We start from the raw sequence: 10,760 nt of genomic DNA, 5'->3' as shown, positions 1-10,760 counted from the left end.
GGCTTTCACATCAGACTTAAGAGACCGCCTGCGCTCGCTTTACGCCCAATAAATCCGGACAACGCTTGCCACCTACGTATTACCGCGGCTGCTGGCACGTAGTTAGCCGTGGCTTTCTGGTTAGATACCGTCAAGGGGTGAACATTCTACTCTCACCCTTGTTCTTCTCTAACAACAGAGTTTTACGATCCGAAAACCTTCTTCACTCACGCGGCGTTGCTCGGTCAGACTTTCGTCCATTGCCGAAGATTCCCTACTGCTGCCTCCCGTAGGAGTCTGGGCCGTGTCTCAGTCCCAGTGTGGCCGATCACCCTCTCAGGTCGGCTATGCATCGTGGCCTTGGTGAGCCGTTACCTCACCAACTAGCTAATGCACCGCGGGTCCATCCTCAAGTGACGCAAAAGCGCCTTTCAAATCAAAATCATGCGATTCTGATTGTTATGCGGTATTAGCACCTGTTTCCAAGTGTTATCCCCCGCTTGAGGGCAGGTTACCCACGTGTTACTCACCCGTCCGCCACTCTTTTGTTTTCGGTGGAGCAAGCTCCGGTGAAAACAAAAGCGTTCGACTTGCATGTATTAGGCACGCCGCCAGCGTTCGTCCTGAGCCAGGATCAAACTCTCATAAAAAGTGTTTGAAATGAGATAAACTCGTTTAAGCTCATTTGTTAAAAATTGACTTTGCTAGCAATTGCTTGCAAATGTTGTTTGCTTTGATAAATCAAAGCGCCCTACACATTGGTTGTTTTGCTTTTTGTTCAGTTTTCAAAGGTCTACTGTGTCGCTATCAGCAACTCATTAATCATATCAGGTTGCTTTTCAAAAGTCAAACACTTTTTAAAACTTTTTTCGAAGTTTCAGTAGTGCTTTCATTCGAATGACGTTTCCGTCGAACAGCGACTTCGTTAGTTTAACAGGCTTAGACGACTCTGTCAACAGCAAATTTGAAATGTTTTTCAAGCTGTTTTCCAAAGTTGTTTTCTCACTTGCAACGTTGTCTAATTTATCATTTCTTAAAGAATTGGTCAAGGGAATTTTCAAAGTTTTTTTCAAAAAACAAAACACCTCGTAATTTACGAAGTGTTTTGTCGTTCAATTATTACTGTTGATCACGAGTTAAGAAATGAATTTGTTGCTCTTGATCCCGGTAAATCACCGTTTCCTCTTTTAAGTAGCGGAATTCTAACCGATCTAAGTCTTGGTTGGCCACCATTTTTTCATAGCCTTCAAAGATGTCGCGGATGTACTGCTTATACGCTTGTTTTTTTCGTTGTCGTTTCTTCATAATACACCTTCCTCAGAGGTATCATATCAATTGCCTTATTCCTTGACAAGTGTTTTCCAAGAGTCGCTGTAACTTTAGAATACTTACTAAAAAAACCGATGAAGTTAAAACTCCACCGGTTTACTGTATTAGGATGTTTTATTTTGGTTCAATATAGGTCACATTACTTGAACGAGCAATGGAGTTAGGAATCACGCGGTATGAAACAACCAGTGGACCTACTACATTCCCCTCTGAAACAAGGATTCCGTCTGAACCGACTGCTTCTACAAAGGCCACATGTCCATACTGAGTGCTGGAACCAGCTACTCCCGGATGGAAGCTCACTGCATAACCGGGTGTTGGTGTTTGCGTGGTGTGATAACCCATTCTCGCACCTTTTTGCCCCCACTCGCCGCCGTTACCCATAAAGTCATCCACCATGCCACCAAGCTGGTGAATCCGATTGTACGCATACCAGGTACATTGACCAACCGGATATGAACCACTGAAGTTGTAATTTACGCCGTTATAAGCAGGATAACGCATCTTACTACGATATTCAGCAGGAATTTGACTTGCATCCGAGATGATCATCCCCGCATCCGTTGCCAATGGTTCATCGTATTGAGTCAAATGGTAGGCTGCGATGATTGAATTCAGCTTGTTGTTGTACTGTGTGTCTGTAGCATAACGCCCAGTTAAGTATTCTGTAGCTTGTAGGTAGTTTTTAGCCTCAGACCGCCATGTCGGCTGGTAGAAAGATTTTAAACCAGCTGCTCCGTCACGGATTAGGGCCACATAGTCTTCTAGAGAAGCTTTCGCATTCGGATAATTGCGGAAACTTGCATCGATTGAAAACATGCTGCCTTGCCCATCGTCTTCCATCGTTTGCATGAGAACGGCATTTCCATTGTAAGAACCTTTGATTCCGAAAAGGTTGTAATAAGGTGCCCGAGACAGTCCACTCGTGCCGGACCCAGACTCCAAAATCGCCTGAGCAATCATCACAGAAGCGTAGACATCGTATTTCAGCCCTAGTTCTCGTGCATCTTCTGCAATTGTATCAATGAAAGCTTGCGTATTCTGATTCACACGGAAGTCAACGCTTGCCCCATAAGTTTTCAGCAGTTCTTTTCCCTTTTCCGTCAAAGTCCCGCTCGTAAAGCTATGAACTCCATAGCTAGGATTTTGAATGCTTCCGGACGTACGTGTGTCTGCTTGTTTTTCGATTGTTACACTACCATCTTCGGCTTCTTGGTATCCTTGGAGAGTGTAAATTGCCACTCCACCTTTTTCCTCTTTTTCTTCACCGTCTACCATCTGGGAGATTGGCGCTTCTGGATCAGCCATCAAATACTTTCCTTGTCCCAGATACAAAGCAACTCGGACAGGTCGCCCATTTTCTTCCCAAATAAGCAGATCCCCGATTTTCACTTGCTCTAAGTCGCATTTAGCCCCACTTTTCGCCTGAGCACTATACGTAGTTCCTAAATCTATACCGAGTACTTCTTGATACAGGTAGCGTGTCAAACTTAGATTGGTAAAGTTTTTGGGAACTCCTTGATCGTCTACTTCCTTTGTAAGGTTTCCATAAGCAGCCCCCAATGTTTTCAAACTTTGGGCAACTAAAGCCGCCTGACGCTCATCCTCATAAGAAGACAATAACGGCAATTCATAACCATTTAAGTTAGAATTTGTCAGACTATCCACTTGATAGCCGGCATCCAGTTCGTTTACCGTATCATCCCCAGAAGTAACCTCTCTTGCCTCTTGGCTTGAAGTACTTTCTGCAGGCTTTGTAGGAGCTGTTTTTTCGGTTGATTCTTCTACTGGTTTTTCCGGATTTTCTTTCGGTTGCTCTGGTGTAGTCTTTGGTGGCGTCGGTTTTGGCGTTTCCGGTTTTTCTACCGGCGCTTTAACCAAGGACGCCAAGGCTTTCTCCAATCCCGCCGTTATTGGCGCCAATTCTTCTGCTGTAGCATCGGCATTTTTTAAGATAGCTTGTGCTTTTTTGATCCACTGTTGTAATTCGGCAAAACTTTTCTCCGTATAATCACTGGCTTTAACTTGACCTGCTTGTTGGACCAATTTCGTCAACGAACTAGTATCCCCTTTTAAAACCAACGTTGCTAGCGCCTGCTGAATTTTTGCTGCACAAGCATCGACCATCCCTTGGTCAGCAGCAGAATTTGCCAATAAAGCAGAAGCCTCATCAACTAAAGCAGACAGTACGGCTTGATTAAAAGATGTACTCGTATAGGCTGCTTGATTTGCCAAGGCCGCTTTCAAGGCAGCCACTTGAGCTTGCAAACCACTTTGATCTACCGTTATTTCAGGTTCTTCCGGAGTAGTCTCTTCCGGTACCCCTGGCGTCGGTTCACTTGGATTTGGTTCACTTGGTTCTGGGGCTGTTTCTAACGGTTCTGACGGAATAGGAGCCGGCGTTGCCTCTGGTGTGACTTGTTCCGAAGCATTTGGACTATCAGAAACGCCCTCAGCTTCTATTGGTTGTTCTTCTGTTGCGGTATCTGCGGCAGGTGGTTCGGTTGGTGATGGCGCCACTTCTGTCGTGGCCGCCTCCTCTGACGCTGTATTTGTTGCCTGACTAACAGACGCTTCGTCCTCGCCTACTCCCCCGTCAGAAACACTGGCATAAACCGTGCTTCCTTGACCGAATAAAATGCACACCACACTAAAACTAGCTAATGCCTTGCGCATTCTCATGCTATTTTTCTTTTTCATCGAACTCCTCCTAACCAGGTATACTCCGCTTTCGGACCTTTCTGTTTTATTTTACCACACTTTCTCACTATATTCTAATTTAAAAAGGGCCTTTGTAAAAGAATACGCAATAAAGAGGATTTTTGTTCAAATGAAAAAGGTCAGGAATTTATCCTATGAAAAATTAAGCAGGAAAAACAAGTTGGTAAGCTACTCTTTCCCCGTGAGGAATCGGGAAATGTACTTTTCCTCGATAAATGAAGCCACAATTTTCAATTACTCGTCTCATTCCTAAATTAGCAGGATAAGTGTCGATTCGAATATCTCGGAATCCTTGACGCTTGCTTTCCTCCACCAGTGCCGACAAGAAACGACGACCAAGTCCTTTGCCAGCAGCGGACGTAGCCACAGCGAACCGATGAATCGACAGGTAGTCTCCTGCTTCTAACCACGCTCCTTCTGTGATAGCAGTATAAACAGCATCGACTCCCGGGATAAGGCACCCTACTGCAACGGGAACGTCATCGACTAATCCTAAATAACATTGTCCTTCTTGAATCATTTTCGCCATGCTCTCTGCACTTGGTCCCTGACCGTTTTGCCATTGAGGCAGACCTTGTTTTTGTAACGCCAGCCTTCCTGATTCGATGATTTCCATAACAGGAGTTAAATCATCAATCGTCCCTTGCCGAATTTCCATAACGTTTCCTCATTTCTAGAATCTAAAGAAGCAAAACTGCCTCTTCGAAAGGTTTGAAGTTTCGAGACAGTTTTGCCGTGTTTAGTTGCTTTAATTGATTGTTTTTACTTTTCCTCGAAAGTCAGCGATACTTTGGTAGCCTTTTTTCTTCATAATCGCTTCCAGCTCTTGGGCAATCCGTTCAAAAATTGCTGGGCCTTCTTTTTGCAATTGGGTCCCGATTTGTAGCATAGTCGCCCCACAAAGTAAGTGTTCATAGGCATCTTGACCGGTTAGAATGCCCCCGGTACCGATGATTTTGATTTCAGGTTTCAAACGGGTAGCAAAAGCCCGGACATTGGCTAAGGCCGTGGGTTTCACATATTCACCGCCAATTCCCCCGAAACCTTCTTTCGGCCGAATCACCACTTGATCGCTTTCAGGGTCAATGTATAACCCATTACCGATACTATTAATCGAGTTCACATAAGTTAGTGGAAACTTATTTAAAATTTCCGCCATTTGATCAAAATGAGCCATATCAAAATACGGAGGCAGTTTCACGCCTAATGGCTTTGTGAAAAACTGAAAAACTTCCGTCAAGATTTTTTCCGTCAATGGAAAGTCATAGGCCACTTGAGGTTTTCCGGGAACATTGGGACAAGAAAGGTTCAATTCCGTAATTCCTTGAAAATCACTGTCTTGGATTTTTTGCAATAAGGCGATATTTTCGTCCACACTGGTTCCCGCAACGGAGAAAAACAAAGGTGCTTCATGATTCATTTGATACTTTAGTGCATAGTCCAAATAATAATCCACGCCATTGTTCGGTAATCCCATAGAATTAATGCTTCCTAGAGGCACATCTGCATATCTTGGTTCTGGATTGCCTTCTCTGGGAGCTAGCGTTGCACTTTTAGTAATAAAAGCGCCGGCTGCGGAATTTTCCAAAGCGGTCAATTCTTCAACGGTCATACAATGAACACCGGAAGCATTCATCAATGGATTCTCGTAAATATAGTCTAAAAAGGTAGTCTGTAACATGGCGGAGTTGCCCCTTTCCAATCTTCTTTTTTTGTAGAATAGCGTGTTTACTTAGAAAAAGCAACATCTTTTCCGAACACTTCCACAAGTCTTGACCCAATCATTCACCTTTTACCCAAATGACCTGTTCGCTTTGTTCCAGTAAATCCCACGCTTAGCTTTCTTAGCCTTTCATAAAGCCGGAGAAAATCTGATTTACAAATTTTTGGAAACGCGGTATGATTTACGAAAGTTTACCAAAGGGGGAATTGGTCCATGAGTGAAGCTCGGACGGAACAAGAAATCGCAGAAATTAAAGAACGAATTTTAACAGCCCTAGAAACGGTAATCGATCCTGAATTAGGCATTGATATCGTCAACCTAGGTTTAGTATATGAAGTGGAATTTGAGGATGCAACGGGTGACACGGTGATTAAAATGACTTTGACCACCATGGGCTGCCCATTAGCAGATGTCCTAACCGACCAAATCCACCAAGCGCTAGCAGAAGTCCCAGAAGTCGGCAAAGCAGAAGTGAAGTTAGTTTGGTACCCGGCTTGGACTACCGATAAAATGAGCCGTTACGCTCGGATTGCTTTGGGGATTCGTTAAAACACCTTTCAAAGAACACAAAAATACCACCGCCAAAATTGGCAGTGGTATTTTTTTAGCGTCGTTTTCGTTGAGTCCGGACTTCTGGGAAAACTCCGGTCGCAGTAAACGTCCGCTGTTCATCTTGGGTAGCAAAACGACCGATAATCGACTGGGTCGCCAGCATATTCACGAAGGCATTTTCATCTGCTTCCAAAACTGCTTGTTCCAAATCATACAATTCATAGCGGGTAATGACCATCATAATGGTTTTACTTTCCACACCAGAATAACCCCCAATGGATGGCAACAGGGTCATCCCCCGAAAGACTCGTTGCGAAATACTTTTGCCCACTTCATCTGGTTTGGTCGTCACGATCAAGACCGTGAGTTTTTGGTGACTGGTGTGAATCATATCTACCACATAGCTCATTACATAGATACAAATAATCGTATACAAGGCACTTTCCCAAGAAAAGATAAAGCCGGCCACTACGACGATTAAGCCATTTAAGATAAACATGTATTTCCCTACCGTATTACCGGTGGTCTTGGATAGCACTAGAGACAGAATGTCCATGCCCCCAGTGGTAAAGCCCATTTTCAAAGCCAACCCGGCACCGATTCCCACGATGACCCCACCCATTAGTGAGTTCATCAAAATATTATCCGTTACGGCTCCTTGAGGAAAAATCATCGTCACCAATGAAATCGCCACGACATTGACGAAGCTCCAAATCGTGGCATCTTTTCCTAACTTCCAAAAACCTAAAGCAAAAACAGGAATGTTCAATAGGAAGATAAACAATCCAGTGCTCAAATGGAGGCCCAAGTGCTCGGCGCCGAGTGCCACGATGATTTGGGCTACTCCATTCATCCCCGCAGACATGACCTTTGCTGGAATCAAAAAGAAATTTAAAGACATGGCAGAAGTCAATGCACAAATAATGACGACGCCAATTCGTTTCATTAATTCGGTACTCTTATCGTTTGCGGTGATTCTCCTCATGGTGCCAACTCCTTATTCAAAAATTACCTTCTTAAGAATAACAATACTTTCGTTTTTTTCAACCATTTTCGCTTCAAAAAATGGACTTTTTAAATGGAACCCTTTCCCTGCGCTGTCCTTAGTCAATCTAAGCTCCCGCAAATGGAAAATGCTTGCTATAATAGAAAGGTCTACTAACCTAGAAAGGAAGGATCTAACATGGCAAAAGAAGTAAGCTTTGACATCGTGTCAGAAATCAATCTGGAAGAGGTAAAAAACGCCATTTCCATGACCACCAAAGAACTAAACAACCGTTTCGATTTCAAGAATTCCACTGTGGATATTTCATTGGAAGCAGACGGCTTGGTAATCCTAGGCGATGATGATTTTAAACTGGAACAGATTAAAGACGTGCTAATGGGCAAACTAATCAAGCGGGAAGTACCCGTAAAAAACTTACACTTTTCTGCAAGTGAACACGCTCTTGGAGGAAAAAGTCGTCAAAAAGCCACTTTGGTTAGCGGTATCGACCGGGAAAATAGCAAGAAAATCACCACGGCAATCAAAAATGCCAAATTAAAAGTCAAAACGCAAATTCAAGACGATCAAATTCGGGTCACTGGAAAAAGCCGGGACGACTTGCAAGCAGTCATCCAGCTTTTACGGAAAATGGACCTGCCTATTGAACTACAATTTACTAACTATCGTTAATTCATTTCGGTTGAATTCACTTAAAAAACAGTCGCAAGCGAGTTAGTTTGGGATCAGATAGACCCTTGGCCACAAGCTAAAGGACCTTAATCCCAGACCGAACTCGTTTTGCGACTTTTTTTGACTGTTTCTATTCATCTCGCTAATCAATCGGCTGCCTTTTGCTGTTGCCAAAAGGTCTGAAGCTCTGTTTGCAACCGCTGTGGGTTGTAAGCAATGCGGGCGTGTTGCCAATGAGCTGGAAATAACTTCCGGTACCGAGGCGTATTAAAGCGCTGATCTAAAAGTAACACCACCCCGTAATCGGTAGCATCTCGAATCACGCGACCGGCTGCCTGTAAGACTTTGTTCATCCCTGGTAGCTGATAGGCGTATTCAAAGCCTTGCTTTCTGGTTTCTTGAAAGTATTCTTTGATTAATTCCTGCTCGTGATTCATTTGAGGTAAGCCTACCCCTACCACGGCAGTGCCAATCAAACGACTGCCTTTCAAGTCAATCCCCTCAGAGAAGATACCACCTAAGACGCAAAAGCCCAAAAGTGTCGCTTGAGGATTTTCCTTAAAGCGGGCCAAGAATTGCTCCCGTTCGGTTTCATTCATTTGCGTATCTTGAATCAAAGTAGTCACTTCTGGATGCAGATCATGAAAAAGTGCAACAACCTCGTCTAAATACTGATAAGAAGGAAAGAAAACAAGGTAATTGCCTTGTTTTGCCTTGACCATTTCATAAACGGCATTGACCACCTCTGGCAAGCTAGATTGCCTTTGTTGATAAGTCGTCTGGATATAGTTGGCCAAGATAATCTTTTGCCGTGTGGGAGGAAAAGGACTGGGCAATTTGTAGCGCAAGGCCTCCCCACCGCCTCCGAGGACGTCTTGATAATAGTCCAAAGGTGAGAAACTAGCAGAAAACAATAACGCTCCTTTGCCTTTTTCTAGCATTCCTTCCAAAAACGGCGCCGGGGCAATGCAAAACAGTTTGATTTTCGTGCCTTGATAGCCCACTTCAATGGTCGTTTCAAAATGATCATCGTAAAGCTCGCTGATCTTTAAGAAATGCAAGACTTCAAAGTAATAGCTCAATCCTGTTGCTTCCCCTGGATCACTAGGATTGGCTGCTAACCACTCTTTCATCTTTTCGGCAAAGCGATACAGCTGATTGATCAAGGCTTCTGGCAGTAGTTTTTGATGTTTAAACTGCCATTTTTCGGTCTGAGCTTGTTCTTCTAGTAAGGCAAAGTGATTGTCGATTTTTCGTAATAACCGCCGCAAAGCCTTGTGCTCTTTTCCTAATTGCTGTTCAAAGGTTGCTCCCGTTCGCTGATTCAAAGTGGCAGAATACATTTCCCGGGAACGGCTCACCAAATTATGCGCTTCGTCCACCAAGAAAAAGTAGTCTTCTTTTGGATCCTCGAAAAAGCGGCGCAAGTACACCGTAGGATCAAATAGGTAGTTGTAATCCCCAACAATCACATCGCAAAACAAGCTCACATCTAAGGAAAATTCAAAAGGACAAAGTTGATGTTTTTCACTATAAGCCTCTATGACACTGCGGGTAATCTGGTTTTCGTGATGCAAGAGATCCCACAAGCCTTCATTGATTCGATCATAATACCCCGCCGCATAAGGACAGTGCTCCGGAGTACAATTACGTTCTGTTAAAAAGCAAATCTTATCTTTAGCAGTCAAGGTCACGGACTTCACTTCGCCGCCGGTTTTCCCTAAGGCTGCCAAGGCATCCTCCGCTACCTGACGCGTAATCGTCTTGGCCGTTAAGTAGAAGAGTCGATCCGCGGACTCCTCCCCCATGGCCTTTAGCGCTGGAAACAAGGTGGAGATCGTCTTTCCCGTACCTGTGGGCGCCTCCACGAATAAACGCCGGGAAGTCTTCAAAGTCTTGTAAGCCGCAGCGGCTAACTCCCGTTGTCCTTTACGAAATTCTTCGTAAGGAAAGGTCAGTTTTGTTAAGGAAGTATTTCGCACCCGGCGCCAGTCCCCTTGAAAGACCAGCCATTTATGATATTCTTCCAGCAGATGATTCATAAAAGCTGTTAACTCTTCCATGGTAAATTGCCGTTGGTTTCTCGTAATCAACTCTTCTGTGGTTTGATAGTAAGTCAGCTGGACACCGATTTCGCTGATGTCTTCTTCTAAGGCGTACAAATAGGCATACACCATCCCCTGGAAATAAAACAGCTCCACTTGGGATTCTGGTAAGTTTTCAAAATAGACTTCTGAAGTTTTAATCTCATCGATCACTACTTGCTCGTCTTTTGTAAAGATGCCATCCGCGCGCCCTTCAATGGTCAGGGTATCCTCATTTTCCAAAGTGAACTGCCTCTTTAAAGATACCTCTTTTTGATAGGCTTCCCCGGCGGCTTTTTGTAGCTTTCGGTGAATCCGTGCGCCTTCTAAAGCCGTATGGTTACTCGTGTGACGACTATCGATATCTCCCCGGCGCAAAACAAACTCAACAATCTTTCGCACCGATACACGACCATAGTCCATCAAATCTCCTCCTTTCACCATGGAATTTATTATAAGCCATTTGGTTACTTCGACAAAAAAATCCCCGAAAAAAATTCGAGGACTAAGGAAATATTGGATATGTTTTGGACTTTGTAACTATAACGTCTTCCCATGAGAAAATCATGAAGTATCCCTCATTCTTACCTTAAAAAATAGCCAAATCTCTCTCCAGTTATCAGAGAATTGTGAAAGTACATACAATTGCTATTTTCCTCGCTCCCGAATCGTTGAGTGGCTTTGGTCTTTGCGTTAT

The 10,760-nt window shown here is 43.9% G+C and carries 8 protein-coding genes and 1 rRNA gene; 2 read left to right on the top strand and 7 right to left on the bottom strand.

Annotated elements, in window-relative coordinates:
* The 5 genes from I579_RS09800 to I579_RS09775 form a co-directional block, all read right to left on the bottom strand.
* A 16S ribosomal RNA gene (locus tag I579_RS09800) occupies positions 1-629 on the bottom strand; the annotation flags it as partial.
* Between the two features lie 469 nt (positions 630-1,098).
* Positions 1,099-1,284, bottom strand: coding sequence for a hypothetical protein (locus I579_RS09790; RefSeq protein ID WP_010753759.1), 186 nt, complete (start codon positions 1,282-1,284; stop codon positions 1,099-1,101).
* A 138-nt stretch (positions 1,285-1,422) separates the two neighbouring features.
* A complete protein-coding gene (locus I579_RS09785) occupies positions 1,423-4,008 on the bottom strand; it encodes a glucosaminidase domain-containing protein (RefSeq protein WP_010753760.1) in 2,586 nt (861 codons plus the stop codon).
* Positions 4,009-4,171: 163 nt separating this feature from the next.
* A complete protein-coding gene (locus I579_RS09780) occupies positions 4,172-4,687 on the bottom strand; it encodes a GNAT family N-acetyltransferase (protein WP_010753761.1) in 516 nt (171 codons plus the stop codon).
* Between the two features lie 90 nt (positions 4,688-4,777).
* A complete protein-coding gene (locus I579_RS09775) occupies positions 4,778-5,710 on the bottom strand; it encodes a dihydroorotate oxidase (RefSeq protein WP_010753762.1) in 933 nt (310 codons plus the stop codon).
* Positions 5,711-5,965: 255 nt separating this feature from the next.
* Between I579_RS09775 and I579_RS09770 the strand changes: the two genes are divergently transcribed.
* Entirely contained in the window at positions 5,966-6,301 is a 336-nt protein-coding gene (locus I579_RS09770; RefSeq protein ID WP_010753763.1) for a metal-sulfur cluster assembly factor, read from the top strand.
* A gap of 55 nt (positions 6,302-6,356) precedes the next feature.
* Here I579_RS09770 and I579_RS09765 read toward each other — a convergent pair whose 3' ends face one another.
* Positions 6,357-7,289, bottom strand: coding sequence for a YitT family protein (locus I579_RS09765; RefSeq protein WP_010753764.1), 933 nt, complete (start codon positions 7,287-7,289; stop codon positions 6,357-6,359).
* 198 nt (positions 7,290-7,487) lie between these two features.
* On the opposite strand from I579_RS09765, the gene I579_RS09760 reads away from it, so the two are divergent.
* Positions 7,488-7,979, top strand: a complete 492-nt coding sequence (locus I579_RS09760; RefSeq protein WP_010753765.1) for a YajQ family cyclic di-GMP-binding protein — start codon at positions 7,488-7,490, stop codon at positions 7,977-7,979.
* 146 nt (positions 7,980-8,125) lie between these two features.
* Here the strand turns inward: I579_RS09760 and I579_RS09755 are convergent, their stop codons facing one another.
* Positions 8,126-10,486: an ATP-dependent DNA helicase gene (locus I579_RS09755; RefSeq protein WP_010753766.1), complete on the bottom strand. Its 2,361-nt coding sequence runs from the start codon at positions 10,484-10,486 to the stop codon at positions 8,126-8,128.
* Positions 10,487-10,760 lie beyond the last annotated feature (274 nt).

Source organism: Enterococcus asini ATCC 700915 (assembly GCF_000407365.1).
Classification (GTDB): Bacteria; Bacillota; Bacilli; order Lactobacillales; family Enterococcaceae; genus Enterococcus_C; species Enterococcus_C asini.
This window is presented reverse-complemented; position numbering and strand designations above follow the sequence as displayed.

What these genes read in the sequence shown, in the direction of transcription:
- I579_RS09790 (WP_010753759.1), bottom strand. Translation starts at nt 1,284, where the DNA reads ATGAAGAAACGACAACGAAAAAAACAAGCGTATAAGCAGTACATCCGC.
- I579_RS09785 (WP_010753760.1), bottom strand. Translation starts at nt 4,008, where the DNA reads ATGAAAAAGAAAAATAGCATGAGAATGCGCAAGGCATTAGCTAGTTTT.
- I579_RS09780 (WP_010753761.1), bottom strand. Translation starts at nt 4,687, where the DNA reads ATGGAAATTCGGCAAGGGACGATTGATGATTTAACTCCTGTTATGGAA.
- I579_RS09775 (WP_010753762.1), bottom strand. Translation starts at nt 5,710, where the DNA reads ATGTTACAGACTACCTTTTTAGACTATATTTACGAGAATCCATTGATG.
- I579_RS09770 (WP_010753763.1), top strand. Translation starts at nt 5,966, where the DNA reads ATGAGTGAAGCTCGGACGGAACAAGAAATCGCAGAAATTAAAGAACGA.
- I579_RS09765 (WP_010753764.1), bottom strand. Translation starts at nt 7,289, where the DNA reads ATGAGGAGAATCACCGCAAACGATAAGAGTACCGAATTAATGAAACGA.
- I579_RS09760 (WP_010753765.1), top strand. Translation starts at nt 7,488, where the DNA reads ATGGCAAAAGAAGTAAGCTTTGACATCGTGTCAGAAATCAATCTGGAA.
- I579_RS09755 (WP_010753766.1), bottom strand. Translation starts at nt 10,486, where the DNA reads ATGGACTATGGTCGTGTATCGGTGCGAAAGATTGTTGAGTTTGTTTTG.